Annotated in this window: 14 protein-coding genes; 6 read left to right on the top strand and 8 right to left on the bottom strand. The window is 65.9% G+C overall.

Annotation, left to right across the window (positions count from 1 at the left end):
* Positions 1 to 28: 28 nt before the first annotated feature.
* From N511_RS0106965 to N511_RS0106950, 4 genes are all read right to left on the bottom strand, one after another.
* Complete coding sequence (locus N511_RS0106965; RefSeq protein ID WP_027678634.1) at positions 29 to 919, bottom strand: DODA-type extradiol aromatic ring-opening family dioxygenase; 891 nt, start codon at positions 917 to 919, stop codon at positions 29 to 31.
* 101 nt (positions 920 to 1,020) lie between these two features.
* Positions 1,021 to 2,454: a dihydrolipoyl dehydrogenase family protein gene (locus tag N511_RS0106960; protein ID WP_027678633.1), complete on the bottom strand. Its 1,434-nt coding sequence runs from the start codon at positions 2,452 to 2,454 to the stop codon at positions 1,021 to 1,023.
* A 108-nt stretch (positions 2,455 to 2,562) separates the two neighbouring features.
* Complete coding sequence (locus tag N511_RS0106955) at positions 2,563 to 3,456, bottom strand: patatin-like phospholipase family protein (RefSeq protein ID WP_027678632.1); 894 nt, start codon at positions 3,454 to 3,456, stop codon at positions 2,563 to 2,565.
* On the bottom strand, positions 3,453 to 4,124 hold the full coding sequence (locus N511_RS0106950; RefSeq protein ID WP_027678631.1) for a TetR family transcriptional regulator: 672 nt from the start codon (positions 4,122 to 4,124) through the stop codon (positions 3,453 to 3,455). Before N511_RS0106950 ends, N511_RS0106955 begins: the two co-directional genes overlap by 4 nt.
* Before the next feature lie 568 nt (positions 4,125 to 4,692).
* On the opposite strand from N511_RS0106950, the gene N511_RS0106945 reads away from it, so the two are divergent.
* From N511_RS0106945 to N511_RS0106935, 3 genes are read left to right on the top strand one after another with little or no spacing between them, the layout of a single operon-like run.
* Positions 4,693 to 5,964, top strand: coding sequence for an efflux RND transporter periplasmic adaptor subunit (locus N511_RS0106945; RefSeq protein ID WP_027678630.1), 1,272 nt, complete (start codon positions 4,693 to 4,695; stop codon positions 5,962 to 5,964).
* A 15-nt stretch (positions 5,965 to 5,979) separates the two neighbouring features.
* Positions 5,980 to 9,132 carry an efflux RND transporter permease subunit gene (locus tag N511_RS0106940; RefSeq protein WP_027678629.1) on the top strand — a complete coding sequence of 1,051 codons (3,153 nt, stop codon included), beginning with the start codon at positions 5,980 to 5,982 and terminating at the stop codon, positions 9,130 to 9,132.
* Between the two features lie 2 nt (positions 9,133 to 9,134).
* Positions 9,135 to 10,679, top strand: a complete 1,545-nt coding sequence (locus tag N511_RS0106935; protein WP_027678628.1) for an efflux transporter outer membrane subunit — start codon at positions 9,135 to 9,137, stop codon at positions 10,677 to 10,679.
* 33 nt (positions 10,680 to 10,712) lie between these two features.
* Here the strand turns inward: N511_RS0106935 and N511_RS0106930 are convergent, their stop codons facing one another.
* On the bottom strand, positions 10,713 to 11,804 hold the full coding sequence (locus N511_RS0106930; RefSeq protein ID WP_027678627.1) for a DNA topoisomerase IB: 1,092 nt from the start codon (positions 11,802 to 11,804) through the stop codon (positions 10,713 to 10,715).
* A gap of 250 nt (positions 11,805 to 12,054) precedes the next feature.
* Here N511_RS0106930 and rpsU point away from each other — a divergent pair, with 250 nt between their 5' ends.
* On the top strand, positions 12,055 to 12,267 hold the full coding sequence (gene rpsU / locus N511_RS0106925) for a 30S ribosomal protein S21 (protein WP_003262970.1): 213 nt from the start codon (positions 12,055 to 12,057) through the stop codon (positions 12,265 to 12,267).
* A 338-nt stretch (positions 12,268 to 12,605) separates the two neighbouring features.
* Positions 12,606 to 12,860 carry a hypothetical protein gene (locus N511_RS0106920; RefSeq protein WP_027678626.1) on the top strand — a complete coding sequence of 85 codons (255 nt, stop codon included), beginning with the start codon at positions 12,606 to 12,608 and terminating at the stop codon, positions 12,858 to 12,860.
* 15 nt (positions 12,861 to 12,875) lie between these two features.
* On the opposite strand, the gene N511_RS0106915 is transcribed toward N511_RS0106920, so the two are convergent.
* From N511_RS0106915 to mnmE, 3 genes are read right to left on the bottom strand one after another with little or no spacing between them, the layout of a single operon-like run.
* Positions 12,876 to 13,199 (bottom strand): low molecular weight protein tyrosine phosphatase family protein, encoded by a 324-nt coding sequence (locus N511_RS0106915; RefSeq protein ID WP_027678625.1) that lies wholly within the window; start codon positions 13,197 to 13,199, stop codon positions 12,876 to 12,878.
* A 4-nt stretch (positions 13,200 to 13,203) separates the two neighbouring features.
* The gene (locus N511_RS0106910) at positions 13,204 to 13,593 is read right to left on the bottom strand and encodes an NUDIX hydrolase (RefSeq protein ID WP_027678624.1); all 390 of its coding nucleotides are present in this window, start codon (positions 13,591 to 13,593) and stop codon (positions 13,204 to 13,206) included.
* Between the two features lie 7 nt (positions 13,594 to 13,600).
* Positions 13,601 to 15,046, bottom strand: a complete 1,446-nt coding sequence (mnmE, locus tag N511_RS0106905) for a tRNA uridine-5-carboxymethylaminomethyl(34) synthesis GTPase MnmE (RefSeq protein ID WP_027678623.1) — start codon at positions 15,044 to 15,046, stop codon at positions 13,601 to 13,603.
* 59 nt (positions 15,047 to 15,105) lie between these two features.
* Here mnmE and N511_RS0106900 point away from each other — a divergent pair, with 59 nt between their 5' ends.
* Complete coding sequence (locus tag N511_RS0106900; RefSeq protein ID WP_027678622.1) at positions 15,106 to 15,504, top strand: VOC family protein; 399 nt, start codon at positions 15,106 to 15,108, stop codon at positions 15,502 to 15,504.
* Positions 15,505 to 15,513 lie beyond the last annotated feature (9 nt).

Here is a 15,513-nt window from a genome sequence, read left to right as displayed (position 1 = left end):
CAGTCGTCCTGCCCGTCGTTTCCGTCAATCAAGCCGCGGCGCGCAGCTGCGGCTGATTGGCGCCTGCGCCGTCAAAGCGGAAGCTGTCCATCGCCAGCGATCCGTACGTCACCGTATCGACCACGTGCTGAGCCTGCACGCCGCCCGGCGTGGCCTGGCTCGGCTGCCCCATCGCGGCGCCCAGCGCCACGTACAGCGGCATCAGGTGTTCGTCGGTCGGGTGGGCGTGGGCGGCGTTCGGGGCTTGCGCACGGTAATCGCAGAAGCGGGTGAAATCGCCGCTACGGATGCCGTCGGTCATCGTTTCGATCATCCATTCGCGGAAGGCCGTGACCCACGGCTCGACCGGCACGCCGTGCTGCGCCATGCCCGGGCCGCGCATCAGCGCGCGCAGGTTGTGCGTGAAGCTGCCGGAGCCAACAATCAGCACGCCCTCGTCGCGCAGCGGCGCGAGCGTGCGTCCCATCGCCATCTGGCACGCCGGTGACAAGCCCGGCATCAACGACACCTGCACCACGGGGATCGTCGCCTCGGGAAACATCAGCATCAGCGGCACCCAGGCGCCATGGTCCAGCGGCTGGCGCGGGTCCAGCACGGTCGAGGCCTGTTCTTCCAGCCCAGGGACGATGTTGCCGTCGATCAGCGTGCGGATGCGTTCGGCCAAGTCCGGCGCGCCCGGCGGGGCGTATTCCAGGGCGTAGAGCTGCGGCGGGAAGCCGCCGAAGTCATGCCAGGCTTCCTGCTGCGCGCGGGCGGTGACAGCCGGCCGGCGCGTCATCCAGTGCGGCGACACCACGACGATGGCGCGCGGCTTGAGCGCAGCCATCTCTTGCCCGAGCGCCGCCAGCATCTTGCCGACAGGGCCGGGATCGGCCGCCAGCATGGGCGACCCATGGGACAGATAAAGCACGGGGAGCATGTCAAATTTCCTGAAGAATATGTCTGCCATTCTGCGCCGACGCCGCGCCAGTAACGTGCATGGATTTGCAGGGCGGGATCAGGAAAATTGAATGAGTGCGCTTACATGCTCAGCAATTCCTCCGCCACGGTCGGGTGCAGGCCCACGGTGGATTGCAGATGCTTGAGCCGCACGCCCATGCGCACCGCCACCGCGAGCGCCTGGATGATCTCCGGCGCCGCGTTGTCGACGATGTGCGCGCCGAGCACGCGGCCGCTGCGCGCGTTGCATACCAGCTTGATCAGCGACTCCATTCCCGAGCCCGCAAAGCGCTGTTCCAGCGAGACAAAGCGGCGGACGACCACGTCGATGCGGTCGGCGAGCGCGCGTTTGTCGGTGTCTGGGCCGCGTTTGCCCAATTCAGGCCAGCGCGCACGGGCGTCGGCCTCGGTCAGGCCCACGCTGGCGATGGCCGGATCGCAGAACACGGCCATCGGCACGGTGTTCATGTCGGGCAGCTTGATGCCTTTGCCGAACAGGCGTTCGGCCACGTAGCGGCCCTGCGCAGCGGCCACGGGCGTCAATTGCAGCGGGCTGCCGCCGCAGACGTCGCCGACTGCGTGGACGCCGCGGGCGCGCGTACGGAAGTGGCGGTCGACGGCAATGCGCCCGTGCGCATCGAGCGTGACGCCGGCAGCGTCCAGGCCAAGGCCGGCGATGTTCGGCGCGCGGCCGATGGCGCTCATGACACGCTGGGCGCGCAGCACGCGCGGAGCGTCGCTGCCCTCGGTGCTCGCGTAGACGGCCACGCCGCCGCCGTTTACGGCATCGTGTTCGATGCGGACGACGTCGGCGTTCAGGATCAGGTCGACGCCGCAGCCAGCCAGCGACTGCGAAGCGGCCTCGGCCACCGTGGCATCGAATTCCGGCAACACGCGCGCATCGCGCGTCAGCACGGTCACCCGGACGCCAAAGCGCGCCAGCGTGGACGCCATTTCCACCGCGACAACACCGCCGCCCGCGATGATGAGCGAGGCGGGCAGCGCGTCGCAGCCGAACACGTCGTCGGAAGTGCAGGCCAGCTCCGCGCCGGGTACGGGGAGCGGCGTGGGTCGCGCGCCGGCGGCCAGCACGATCTGGCGCGCGCGCAGCGTGGTCTTGCCGGATTCGGTTTGCAAGCGGATGATGCCGCGGCCGCGCAGCGACGCCATGCCGCTCAGCCATTGCACCCCGGCATCGGCCAACTGGGCGAAATGCGCTTCGTGCAGCCGCGCGACTTCAGCACGCGTGCGGGCGATGGCATCGGCCCAGGCGTCTGAGGTGTGCGAGGTGTCTGCGGCGCGCAAGCACCGAGCCATCGTCTGCGACCAGGCCGCGCCGTAGCCGAGCAGCTTCTTCGGCACGCATCCGCGGTTGACGCAGGTGCCGCCGACTTGCGCACGGTCGATCAGCAGCGTGCGCGCGCCAAGTTGCGCAGATCGGCGCGCCGCTGCGAGCCCGGCCGAACCGGCGCCGATCACGATCAAGTCAAACGCATGTGCAGGGTTTGCGGGCATGAAGGGTCCGTCGAAGAGGCGTCGGCCGGACGACCTGGGCGGCACGTCGGCGGGCGCGCCATGTGGAGCAAGCGGCGCGCCCGCCCCCCCCTGTCTTGGAGGAGGTGTTTACGCAGCCACCGCCGTGGCGAACCCGCGTGGAAGTTCGCGCAGGAAGGTTTCGCCGTCATGACGGCCGAGCGCATAGGCATCGCGCATGGCGCCGGGGCGGGTGTAATCCCAGCTCGAAATGGGGACCTTGCGCGAGGGCTGTACATAAAAGCGGCGCTGCACGCCGTCCGCCACCGGCACGTCCATGCGGAAATACGTCGGCCGCGGGTACAGGCGCGTGACCAGCACCAGCGCGTCGCCCGGCGTGGCGTCCAGCGCGTGCACGGGCACGTTGTCGACCATGCCGCCGTCGAGCACCGGCCGCCCCGCGCGCCGCAGCACCGGCGTGAACGGCGGCGTGGAAGCGGATTGCAGCAGCAGGTCTGCCAAGTCTTCCGGGGTGGCGCAATCCTGCGCGCGCACGATTTCCGGCGTGAAGCCGAGGCGCTTGCCCAGCGTCGGGTGCAGCGTCTTGCGAACGTGCTTTTCGATGTTGTAGGCAATCAGCCCCGCCGCCACCGCCGAGCGTGCGCCCAGCCAGCGCGGGATATGCGCCACGCCGATGCGGATCTCGGGCGCCTGCGCCAGCCGCGCGAAACGGCCCTCGCCGAACACCGTCAGCAGCGCCGTGCGGTACATGCCGTAGTGCGGAAACACGCGCTCGCCGCGCAGCAGGTTGCCCCAATGGGCGTTGCGGGTGTTTTGGCGCAAGGCTTCGCCGTAGTAATCCATCAGCTCGGCGGAATTCCATGCATGCAGCATGCACGCCGTCGACGCGCCGGCCGAGATGCCGGCTATCACGCGCGGCGCCAGGCCCAGCTCAGGCTGCACGACGTCCCACCAGCCGGCCTGCCACCAGCAGCGGTTGCCGCCGCCGGCAAAGACCATCTGATCGAACACCGGCGCGCTCATGCCGAGGCCCCGGCGCGGGCGGCCGCTGCCGCTGCCGGCTCCAGCCGCAGCGACGGCGCATATTTGAGGGTGTCGATACAGGCGTCCAGCAGGCGCTCGCGTTTGGTGGCGAGGCTGGAAGCATCCGGGTAGAACAGGTAATCGCCCATGATGCCGTTGAACGTGGCATGAAAATGGGCCACGGCCAGCGGGATGTCGAGGTCGGCCGGCAGCTGCCCGCGCCGCGTCGCCTGCTCGATGATGCTCGTCAGATGGGCCATGCCTTCCTCAAACGATTCCTGCTGGCGCTTGAGGATGGGGCTTGTGTCTTCGACGAACTCGCACTTGTTGAACATGATCTCGAAGACCTTGCGCCAGTGTGCGTCTTCCACGAGTTGCCGCAGCAGGAAGTTGCCCACGGTGCGCAGTTCACCCAGCGGGTCATCGGCCTCCACGCCCAGCGGGGTGCACATCGTCTCCATCGGCAGCTTCACGCGCTCGCACATGGCGGCGAAGACGTCGGTCTTGTTACGGAAGTGCCAATAGATGGCTCCGCGCGTCACGCCCGCGGCCTGCGCGATATCCGACAGTGATGTGCGTGCCACGCCGCGCGCATAGAACACGTCTTCCGCCGCATCCAGAATGCGGTTACGTGTTTCCAGGGCTTCTTCCTTCGTTCGTCTGACCATGATCTTCCAGAGGAACGCCGGGGCATCTCGGCCGGCGTTCTTTCGATTGGCTTTTGTGCAATGCACAATTCCAGGCAACGCACCATTGCGCCCCGCACAACGCGGCAGCAGGTCCGTTGGCTGACAATGCTTGTCGCAGCGCGGTATTCGCTGCCTGTTCGCTTGATCGCCGTCATTGCTACGAACTCCGGAAAAGTGTCAACGGAGTCCCTATTCGTGGAGGGCGAGACTTACATACATACGCGAACGTATCTATAATAGCGCGCACTCCGTCGCTTGCCCATGGCCGTATGCGCCACATCCATGCGGGCAAGCGGGCCCGGGGCCGACTTCATGTCTGTCGGTCAGCGGGCCGGAGATCGACTGCCGATCGCTCCCGCGTTTTAGCATTCTGGTCCGAGTTGTTGCGAGTTCGTCGCAAAGGCCATATCGCATGCCGCGAGATGCAGCTAGCATCGGACGTTTTCGTTTTGTGTTTTTTGGTTTCGCTGACGGCTTGCCGGCGTCGCACTCGTTTGCGCGGCGTTGCGGCACCCGGCATTCCGCTTATCGCCACATGGGGTCATCTATGACGAACACCCGCCGTTATCACCAACTCGCTGCCGCCGCATTCATGGTGGTGGCACTTGCAGCCTGCGGCAACAAGCAGGCACAAGGGCCGGGCGGCGCCGGCATGCCTCCGACCGAAGTCGGTGTTGTGACCGTGCAGCCGCACTCCGTTGGCCTGACCAGCGAGTTGCCGGGCCGCCTGGAGGCCACGCGGGTGGCACAGGTGCGCGCACGGGTCGCGGGCATTGTGCTCAAGCGCACCTACGCTGAAGGCAGTGACGTGAAGGCCGGCCAGCAGTTGTTCCAGATCGATCCGGCGCAGTATCAGGCGTCGCTCGATAGCGCCAAGGCACAGCTTGCGCGTTCGGAAGCCACGCAAACGCAGGCGCAGTTGAAGGCTGAGCGTTACAAGCCGCTGGTTGCCACTAACGCCATCAGCAAGCAGGACTACGACGACGCCACCGCCGCCGCCAAGCAAGCCACCGCCGACGTGGCCGCCGCCCGCGCTGCCGTCGAAACCGCCAAGCTGAACGTCGGCTACGCCAGCGTGACGTCGCCCATCTCCGGCCGTGCCGGTCTGGCGCAGGTCACCGAAGGCGCGCTCGTGGGCCAGGGCGAGGCGACGCTGCTGACGACCGTGCAGCAGATCGACCCGATCTACCTGACCTTCACGCAGTCGAGCACCGAGGTGATGCGTCTGCAACAGGCGCTCAAGGACGGCAAGCTGGCCAAGGCCGGTGGCGATGCGGCCAAGGTCACGCTCGTGACGGAAGACGGGCGTGCCTATGCCCAATCGGGCAAGCTCTACTTCTCGGACCTGACGGTGGACCCGGCCACAGGCACGATCACGCTGCGCGCGATTGTTCCGAACGCCGACCGCACGCTGCTGCCGGGCATGTACGTGCGTGCCCGCCTGGAGCAGGCCGTGGACGAGCAGGCCATCACGGTGCCGCAACAAGCCGTGACGCGCAGCCCGGACGGCGCCTCCGTCATGGTCGTCGACGAAAAGGGCATGGCCGCTGTGCGCCAGGTCCAGGCCGACCGCTCGACCGGCACGGAATGGATCGTCTCCAGCGGCCTGAAGGCGGGCGACAAGGTGATCGTCGACGGCCTGCAGAAGGTTCGTCCGGGCGCCCCGGTCAAGGCCGTGCCGTGGCAGCCGATGCCCGCCGGCCAGGGCAAGGCCCCGCAAGGTCAGGGCGGCCAGGGTAGCGGCGCGGCACCCGCACCGGCAGCCAGCGCCCCTGCTGCAAGCACTCCCGCTGCCAGCGCACCGGCAGCCAAGCAGTAAACAAGGAGCCATCGCATGGCAAAGTTTTTTATCGATCGCCCGGTCTTTGCCTGGGTGCTCGCGCTGTTCATCATTCTTGCCGGGGCGATTTCGATCACCCAGCTCCCGATCTCGCAGTACCCGACCATTGCGCCGCCGTCCGTCATCATCACGGCAACGTATCCGGGCGCTAATGCGAAGACGCTGGACGAATCCGTCACCAGCATCATCGAGCAGGAAATGAACGGTGCGGACGGCCTGCTCTATATGGAGTCGGTCAGCCAGGGCGGTAACGGCCAGGCGCAGATCACCGTGACGTTCAAGGCCGGTACCGATCCGGCACTGGCGCAGGTGGACGTGCAGAACCGCCTGAAGCGCGTGGAAGCGCGTCTGCCTTCGCAAGTGACCCAGCAGGGTGTGCAGGTCGACAAGGCCCGCTCGAACTTCCTGCTGTTCGCCACGCTGGCATCCACCGACGGCAAGATGGACCCGGTGGCACTGGGCGACTACATCTCGCGCAACGTGCTGAACGAAATCAAGCGCGTGCCGGGCGTGGGTCAGGCGGTGCTGTTCGGTACGGAGCGCGCGATGCGCGTCTGGATCGATCCGGCCAAGCTGGTCGGCTACAAGCTGACCCCGACGGACGTCTACAACGCCATCCGTGCGCAGAACGCGCTGGTCTCGGCCGGTACGATCGGCGATCTGCCGTCCGTTTCCGACCAGCCGCTCGCGGCGACCGTCGTGGTGGAAGGTCAGCTCACGACCACCGAGCAGTTCGGCAACATCGTGCTGGTGGCCAAGCCGGACGGCTCACTCGTGCGCGTGAAGGACGTGGCGCGCCTGGAACTCGGCGGCCAGACCTACTCGACGTCCGCGCGGATCAACGGCCAGCCGATTTCGGCCATTGGTGTGCAGCTTTCGCCCACGGGTAACGCGCTGGGCACCGCCAAGGCCGTGAAGGCCAAGCTGGAAGAACTCTCGAAGTACTTCCCGGCCGGCGTGGAATACAAGGTGCCGTACGACACCTCGAAGTTTGTCCAGATCTCGATCGAGGAAGTGGTCAAGACGCTGTTCGAGGCCATGGTGCTGGTGTTCCTGGTGATGCTGCTGTTCCTGCAGAACATCCGCTACACGCTGGTGCCGTCGATCGTGGTGCCGATCTCGCTGCTGGGCGCGTTTGCCGTCATGAACGCGATGGGTTTCTCCATCAACGTGCTGACGATGTTCGGCCTCGTGCTGGCGATCGGTATTCTCGTTGACGATGCCATCGTGGTGGTGGAAAACGTCGAGCGGATCATGGCCGAAGAAGGCCTGCCCCCGCGCGAAGCGACCCGCAAGGCCATGGGCCAGATCACGGGCGCCATCATCGGTATTACGCTGGTGCTGATGGCCGTGTTCATCCCGATGGCGTTCTTCTCGGGCTCGGTGGGCGCGATCTATCGCCAGTTCTCGCTGTCGATGGTGTCGTCGATCTTCTTCTCGGCACTCATGGCGCTGACGCTCACGCCGGCACTGTGCTCGACGCTGCTCAAGCCGATCGAGAAGGGTTCGCACCACGAGAAGAAAGGCTTCTTCGGCTGGTTCAACCGCATGTTCAGCACCACCACGAACCGCTACCAGAGCTTCGTGGAGCGCATCCTGAAGAAGACCTTCCGCTACATGGTCATCTACGCGGTGCTGATCGCTGCGGTGGTGTTCCTGTTCCTGCGCCTGCCGTCTTCGTTCCTGCCGACCGAAGACCAGGGCTACATCGTGACCAACATCCAGTTGCCGCCGGGTGCCTCGGCCAACCGCACGCTGGAAGTGATCAAGCAGGTCGAGAACTACTACAAGCAGGAAAAGGCGGTCGAGAACATCGTGGCCGTGCAGGGCTTCAGCTTCTCGGGTAACGGCCCGAACGCCGGTATCGTGTTCACCCCGTTCAAGGACTGGAGCGAGCGCAAGGGCAAGGACCAAACCGCTGATGCCGTGGCTGGCCGTGCGTTTGGTGCGCTGTTCGGCGGCATTCGCGATGCGATCGTCTTCCCGCTCAACCCGCCGCCGATTCCGGAACTGGGTAACGCAACGGGCTTCACGTTCCGTCTGCAGGACCGCGCGGGCCTGGGCCACGACGCGCTGATGGCAGCCCGCAACCAGCTGATGGGGATGGCGGCGCAAAGCAAGATCATCACCGGCATGCGTCCGGAAGGTCTGGAAGATTCGCCGCAGTACCAGGTGGATATCGACCGCGAGAAGGCCAATGCGCTGGGCGTCTCGTTCACCGACATCAACGCCGTGCTGTCGACGGCGCTGGGTTCGGCGTACGCCAACGACTTCCCGAACTACGGTCGTCAGCAGCGTGTGATCGTGCAAGCGGACAAGATCAACCGCATGCAGCCCGAAGACATCATGAACCTGTACGTGCGCAACAGTCAGGGCAACATGGTTCCGATGTCGACGTTCGCCAAGGGCCACTGGATCGTCGGCCCGGTGCAGCTCGTGCGCTACAACGGCTATCCGGCAGTCCGCCTTTCGGGTGCGGCTGCACCGGGTGCCAGCTCGGGTGACGCCATGGCCGAGATGGAACGCCTGGCGGCCAAGCTGCCGGCCGGTATCGGCTACGAGTGGACGGGCCAGTCGCTGCAGGAAAAGGCCTCGGGCTCGCAGGCGCCGGCACTGTACGCGCTGTCGCTGCTGGCGGTGTTCCTGGTGCTGGCGGCGCTGTACGAAAGCTGGTCGATCCCGGCGGCGGTGATTCTGGTGGTGCCGCTGGGTGTGCTTGGCGCACTGCTGGGCGTGACGCTGCGCGCGATGCCGGATGACGTGTACTTCAAGGTCGGCCTGATTGCGGTGGTGGGCCTGTCCGCCAAGAACGCAATTCTGATCATCGAGTTTGCGAAGGACTTGCAGGCGCAAGGCAAGGGCCTGATCGAGGCGACGCTGGAAGCCGTGCACCTGCGGTTCCGCCCGATCATCATGACGTCGTTCGCCTTCATCCTGGGTGTGCTGCCGCTGGCGATTGCCACGGGCGCCAGCTCCGCCAGCCAACGCGCCATCGGTACCGGCGTGATGGGCGGGATGTTCACCGCGACGGTGCTGGCCGTGGTGCTGGTGCCTGTGTTCTTCGTGGTGGTCCGCCGCATCTTCAAGGGCAGCGAGCGTCAACGCCGTCTGGATGCCGCGCACCGTCCGCTGGACGAGGAAATCTGAACATGCAGAAAACGATGACCTTTCGAACCCCTGCGCTGTTGCCGGCGCTCCTGCTGGCTGCCGGCGTGTTGTCCGGCTGCTCGCTGGCGCCCACCTATGAGCGCCCGGATGCTCCGATCACGAGCGCGTATCCGCAGGCACCGGCCGGCTATGCCGTGCCGGCGGACTCCGCCAAGCCTGGCGATAACGCGCCCCGCGCAACCGAATTGGGCTGGCGCGAGTTCTTTCCCGATGCGCGCCTGCAGAAGCTGATCGGCCTGGCGCTCGAGAACAACCGCGACCTGCGCGTGGCCATGCTCAACGTCGAGGCCGCGCGTGCGCAGTACCGTCTACAGATCGCCGACCTGCTGCCGCCGGTCAACGCGTCTGCCACGTACACGCGCAGCCATACGCCGCCGTCGATCTCGACCACCGGCGGCGACGTCTACACCAAGCAGTACCAGCTTGGCGTGGGCATCAGCAACTACCAGGTGAACCTGTTCAGCGTGGGCGACGTTACGTCGTCTGCGCGTGCGAGTTATCTGGCGACGGACGAAGGCCGGCGTGCTGCACAGATCAGCCTGATCTCGCAGGTGGCCAAGGCTTACCTGAACGAGCGCGCCTATGCCGAGCAGCTGGACCTGGCCCAGCAGACCCTGAAGGGCCGCGAGGACTACTACAAGCTGGCCAAGCAGCGTTTTGACGTGGGTGCTTCGTCCGCACTGGACCTGCGCCAGACCGAGACGCTGGTGGAATCGGCGCGCGTGTCGGTGGCTCAGCTCACGCGCCAGTACGCCCAGGCGACCAACGCGCTGGTGCTCCTGGTCGGGGCGCCGTTGCCGGCCGACCTGCCTGCGCCGACCACGGTGTCGTCGGAAAAGATCGTGGCCGACATCCCCCCGGGTGTGCCGTCGGAGCTGCTGGAGCAGCGCCCCGACATCCGCCAGGCCGAGCAGAAGCTGATTGCCGCCAACGCCAACATTGGCGTGGCGCGTGCGGCGTTCTTCCCGAGCATCGGGCTGACGTCCAACGTGGGCACGGCAAGCGGCGCGCTGCATGATCTGTTCAAGAGCGGAACGGGGTTTTGGTCGTTTGTGCCGAACCTGACGCTGCCGATCTTCAACTGGGGCACCAACGTCTTCAACCTGGACTTGACCAAGACCAACCAGAAGATTGCGGTTGCCAACTACGAGAAGACCATCCAAACGGCCTTCCGCGAGGTGTCCGACGCCCTCGTGGCGCGCGGCACGCTGGAAGAGCAGGTGGCCGCGCAGAAGCGCTTCCGCGATGCCACGGCCGATCGCCTGACGCTGTCTGACCAGCGCTATCGCAACGGCGTGTCGAGCTTCCTCGACGTGCTCGACGCGCAGCGCGATCTGTTCAGCGCCGATCAGACGCTGGTGCAGACGCGCCTGGCGCGCCTGACCAACGCCATCGATCTGTATACAGCGCTGGGCGGTGGCCTGCAGGAGCAGAGCACTACCGTGGCTGCACGGCAGGCGCAGCCGACGGCTGCTCCGGGCGTCGCGCCCGCCACGCCGGACATGACGCCGCAGCAATCGAAGTAAGTTTGCGTCTGTTCGCTCGAAAGCCCGCCTTGTTCAGGCGGGCTTTTTTTTGCCCGCGCCGTTTGCCCCGGTGGTGTGTTCGAGAAATCGAAGCAGCGCCACCTCTTCGCGTCGCAGGCCCTTGCGTGCCCGAACCGCCGGCAGGGCTTCCAGCTCGCCCGCCAGGAAGGCGTCTACCACGGCGGGATGCACATAGCATTTGCGGCAGACAGCCGGCGTGTTGCCCAGGCGCTGGGCAACCGTTGCGACGGCCTCCACCACTTGCCTGCGCGCCTCGGTGGCATTGGTCGCCGGTCGCCCGCGCAGCAGGTCCAGCGCCAGCACGCTGCCCGCCCAGGTACGGTAGTCCTTCGCCGTGAAATCCGCACCGGAAATCTCTTGTAAGTATGCATTCACATCCGTGGAATCGACTACGCGGCGATCCCCCGCTTCGTCGATGTACTGGAATAACTCCTGCCCCGGAAGATCGACGCAGCGCCGGATGATGCGCGCCAGGCGCGGATCCGATACCGACACGTCGTGTTCCACGCCGCTCTTGCCGCGAAACTGAAAGCGCACCGTGTTGCCGTGCACCTCCACATGCCGATTGCGCAGCGTCGTGAGCCCATAGGAGCGGTTGTCGCGCGCATACGCCGCGTTGCCCACGCGCACCAGCGTCACGTCCAGCAGGTAGACCACCGTCGCCAGCATCTTTTCGCGCGACAGGCCCGGCGCCTCCAAGTGGGCGGTGATCGCCTCACGCACCCGCGGCAGCACCGCCCCGAAGGCCAGCAGCCGCCCGTATTTATCGGCATCGCGAAAGGCGCGCCACTCTGCGTGATAGCGATATTGCTTGCGCCCACGCGCGTCCCGCCCCGTCGCCTGCAGATGACCGCCCGCGTGTGGGCAGATCCAGACGTCGGTATAGGCCGGCGGGATCGCCAGCTTGTTGATGCGGGCAATGACGGCCGGGTCGCGGATGCGCTGGCCGCGCGTGTCGAAATAGACGAATTGGCCGCGCAGCCGGCGCCGGGTGTAGCCCGGGCGTGTGTCGTCCACATAGCGCAGCTGTTCGGGCAGCGCTTCGGCGAGGAGGGTGGCCGTTGCAGCAACCGGCGCGGGCGCAGACTTGGGAACGCGTTCCACGGTAGAGGGCCTGGAGAGATGCTCGCGTTGAGCAAGCGGCGTTCCTCTCCCGCGTCTGCCCCTGGCGGGCGGTTGCTCGCGGCGTAGTATCAAGGCCACGCATCGGCGTAAAAATGGCCGAAGAAATGGCCTTTCCGCCACAATCGGAAGTACCTTGCATCGGTAAACGGATTCAACTACACTGCACGCCCTCTGGGCGGTATATAATCCGCTGTTTCGCCGTCCACCCGAATACTGAGCAAGGGACCCGATGACCACCATCCGTCTGAAAGAAAACGAGCCGGTCGAAGTTGCACTGCGCCGCTTCCGCCGTGAAATCGAGCGCACTGGCCTGATCAAGGAACTGCGCGCCCGCACCGCTTACGAAAAGCCGACGACTGAGCGCAAGCGCAAGAAGGCTGCCGCTGTGTCGCGTACGCGTAAACGCCTGCGTTCGCAAATGCTGCCGAAGAAGCTCTACTAAGATCGCGCGATTGTTTCGGTAGCACCAATCGGGTGCTGCCGCTGGCGGTGTGAAGTCATTCGACCTCCGTTCCGCCGAGCTTGGTTCGTAACGCCTTGTGCGTACCGGAAGCCTTTCCGGATTCAACCAACGCTCCACTCCCCGATACAGAAGCTAGCAAGATGCGGTTGATGGCCTGTGCGCCATTGTCCGCCGCTTCGGTGCGCCCTGCGCGCCCTTCTCTGTTGCAAACGACATCCGCCAGCGGTAAATGACCGGCTGGCTGTTGGCGTTTGTTGCGCCGATTCTGTGCGGGAGTACAGTAGCGGGCATCTCTTGCTCGCGTTTCCCCGACAACGATGCCTACTACCAATTCCAACGAGTATTGGTTTCCCGCCAAGCGCTACGGCTGGGGATGGGGTTTGCCTTCGCGTTGGCAGGGCTGGGTGGTGCTCGCCATCTATGCCGTATTGCTCGTGGCCGGCATCGTCGGGCTGCAACCGGGGCGCGCGCAGTTGGGTTTCTCGTTGTACGTCCTGGGCGTGTCAGTGCTGCTGGTGCTGGTTTGCTGGTGGAAGGGCGAGCCGCCGCGCTGGCGCTGGGGGCGCGATTGAACGGCATGCTGCCAATTAACCGCGCAGATGCGGACCGACGCGTTTCTCCAGCAAGGCGACGAGTTCGGGCTGCATGAACGCGTAGTTATCGGGAATATCCAGACACACGACGCGCTTGCCGCGTAGCCGCGCACCAAACCGTTGCGACAGGCGTCGCCGGTGGCTGCGTTCCATGACGAAAATCACCTCAGCCCAGTCGAGCTGGTCGGCATCGAGTTGTACGTCTGCGTCGGGCGCCAAGCCCGCAGAGCCGGTCTCGACGTTTGGCCATTGGGCGAAGACTGCTTCTGCCGTCGGGCTACGTAGCCGATTGCGGCTGCAAATGAAGAGCGCACGCATCGCCCTAAGCTGCAGCCTTCGGCGCCGCCGCTATCGACGCCCGATAGCCCTCCGGCAAATTCGTCGGCAACGCATCCGGCGCAAACAGCCCGAGGCGCTTGTGCTCATGACTGACGGTCGGCTCGAACGGGCCGACCAGCGCACACGCATACGTGGCAATAAACACGTGCTTGCCTGGCACGACTTCGAACAGGTACGTGTCGATCAACGCGCTCACTTCCACGCGCAGGTTCAGCTCTTCGGCGATCTCGCGGACCAGGCATTCGATTGACGTTTCGCCAAGTTCGATGCGGCCGCCGGGCAGCTCCCATTCTTCCCGTTCATTGAGTAGCAGGACGACATCGCCGGTGGGTGCGCGGAGGACGCCTTTGATGGAAACGGGGTAGGCAGACATGGGGCGGTCACTTTCCAATACAAAACCGACTAAAAATCACCCCCAGCAAATCATCGCTCGAAAACGCCCCCGTAATGCTGTTCAAAGCCTCTTGCGCAAGCCGCAGCTCCTCGGCAAACAGATCCAGCGATTGCGCTTGCTGTGCCGCGTGCTCCGCCGCCGTGGCGAGATGTTCGCGGGCCGTGCGCAGCGCCGCGAGATGACGCTCGCGGGCGAGGTAAAGCCCCTCGCCGCCGCCCTGCCAACCTGCAATCTCGAGCAACGCCGCGCGCAGCAGTTCGACGCCAAGGCCGTCGCGCGCCGATAGCCAGACCTCAGGCGGCTCGGCATCCACGCGGCCCGGTACGGCCACGCCCGAAAGGTCGATCTTGTTGATGACGCGCAGCGTCGGAACGCCGGCGGGCACGTGCTCGGCGATGCGCGCGTCGATCGCGGCGTCTTCCGGCGAGAGGCCGTTGGCCCGATAGTCCGCCGCATCCAGCAGATGCAACACGACATCAGCGCGGGCAATGGCGGCCCACGTGCGCTCGATGCCGATGCGCTCGACTTCGTCTTCCGTATCGCGCAGGCCCGCCGTGTCGACGATGTTCAGCGGGATACCTTCAATCTGGATCGTCTGCTGCACCTTGTCGCGCGTGGTGCCGGCGATGGGCGTCACGATGGCAAGCTCTGCGCCGGCCAGCGCATTGAGCAGCGACGACTTCCCGACGTTCGGCTGCCCCGCCAGCACCACGTGCAGGCCCTCGCGCAGCAGCGCACCCTGGCGCGCCTGCGCGAGCACGCCGTCAACGGCCGCACGAATGTCGGCAAGCTGGCCGCGCGCGTCGGACGCCTCCAGGAAGTCGATTTCCTCCTCGGGAAAATCCAGCGTCGCTTCCACCAGCATGCGCAGATGAATCACGCGCTCCACCAGCGCATGCACGGCCTGCGAGAACGCGCCGTCGAGCGAACGCGCCGCCGAACGTGCGGCGGCTTCGGTGCTGGCTTCAATCAGATCGGCGACGGCCTCAGCCTGCGCCAGATCCATCTTGTCGTTGAGGAAGGCGCGGCGCGTGAACTCGCCGGGCTCAGCCACGCGCAGGCCGATCTCGCGGCCGGCGTCCAGGCAGCGCTGCAGCAGCAGCTGCATCACCACAGGGCCGCCGTGGCCCTGCAGCTCTAGCACGTCTTCGCCCGTGTACGAATGCGGCGCGGGAAACCACAGCGCGATGCCGCGATCGATGGCATTGCCGTCGGCGTCGAGGAACGGTAGGTAGGTTGCCTGGCGTGGCGTCAGCACGCGCCCGCACACGGCTTGCATGACTGCGCGCACGTCGGGCCCCGACACGCGCACCACGCCGATGCCGCCCCGCCCCGGCGCGGTGGCAATCGCCGCGATGGGGATCGTGAGGATGGGCGCGCGTGGCGCGGTGGAAGCGTTCGGCAAGGCGGTGGGGTGGTCAGCAGCAGTCATGGGCGGTATTGTGCGGCAGCCGCGCCATTGCGCGCCAGTTTCCAACCAAGGAGATTCGGATGATCGATCACACCGGCGTCGTCGTCAGCGATTTCAACGCCAGCAAGCGGTTCTACGAGCAGGCCCTTGGCGCCATTGGCCTGGCCAAGGTGCTGGAGTTTCCCGCGGCCGTTACGGGCCACACCGACGTGGCCGGCTTTGGCCCGCCGGGCAAGGCCGAGTTCTGGATTTCGGCGGCGATGGCGGAGCAGGCGCCGAACAAGCCGCCGCTGCACGTGGCCTTTCGCGTCGATACGCGTGGCGAGGTGGAGGCGTTCTACGCCGCTGCGATGGCTGCCGGCGGCACAGACAACGGCGCGCCCGGCGTGCGCGCGCACTATCACCCGAATTACTACGCCGCGTTCGTGCGCGACCCCGACGGTCACAACATCGAGGCCGTTTGCCACGCACCGGTTTGAAATTCTTGA

Source organism: Ralstonia sp. UNC404CL21Col (genome assembly GCF_000620465.1).
Taxonomy (GTDB): Bacteria; Pseudomonadota; Gammaproteobacteria; order Burkholderiales; family Burkholderiaceae; genus Ralstonia; species Ralstonia flatus.
Note: the sequence above shows the minus strand (reverse complement) of the source record. Positions and strands in the feature narration are given on the sequence as shown.

Excerpts from the sequence above, each read along its gene's own strand:
- N511_RS0106965 (WP_027678634.1), bottom strand. The coding sequence starts at position 919 with ATGCTCCCCGTGCTTTATCTGTCCCATGGGTCGCCCATGCTGGCGGCC.
- N511_RS0106960 (WP_027678633.1), bottom strand. The coding sequence starts at position 2,454 with ATGCCCGCAAACCCTGCACATGCGTTTGACTTGATCGTGATCGGCGCC.
- N511_RS0106955 (WP_027678632.1), bottom strand. The coding sequence starts at position 3,456 with ATGAGCGCGCCGGTGTTCGATCAGATGGTCTTTGCCGGCGGCGGCAAC.
- N511_RS0106950 (WP_027678631.1), bottom strand. The coding sequence starts at position 4,124 with ATGGTCAGACGAACGAAGGAAGAAGCCCTGGAAACACGTAACCGCATT.
- N511_RS0106945 (WP_027678630.1), top strand. The coding sequence starts at position 4,693 with ATGACGAACACCCGCCGTTATCACCAACTCGCTGCCGCCGCATTCATG.
- N511_RS0106940 (WP_027678629.1), top strand. The coding sequence starts at position 5,980 with ATGGCAAAGTTTTTTATCGATCGCCCGGTCTTTGCCTGGGTGCTCGCG.
- N511_RS0106935 (WP_027678628.1), top strand. The coding sequence starts at position 9,135 with ATGCAGAAAACGATGACCTTTCGAACCCCTGCGCTGTTGCCGGCGCTC.
- rpsU (WP_003262970.1), top strand. The coding sequence starts at position 12,055 with ATGACCACCATCCGTCTGAAAGAAAACGAGCCGGTCGAAGTTGCACTG.
- N511_RS0106920 (WP_027678626.1), top strand. The coding sequence starts at position 12,606 with ATGCCTACTACCAATTCCAACGAGTATTGGTTTCCCGCCAAGCGCTAC.
- N511_RS0106915 (WP_027678625.1), bottom strand. The coding sequence starts at position 13,199 with ATGCGTGCGCTCTTCATTTGCAGCCGCAATCGGCTACGTAGCCCGACG.
- N511_RS0106910 (WP_027678624.1), bottom strand. The coding sequence starts at position 13,593 with ATGTCTGCCTACCCCGTTTCCATCAAAGGCGTCCTCCGCGCACCCACC.
- mnmE (WP_027678623.1), bottom strand. The coding sequence starts at position 15,046 with ATGACTGCTGCTGACCACCCCACCGCCTTGCCGAACGCTTCCACCGCG.
- N511_RS0106900 (WP_027678622.1), top strand. The coding sequence starts at position 15,106 with ATGATCGATCACACCGGCGTCGTCGTCAGCGATTTCAACGCCAGCAAG.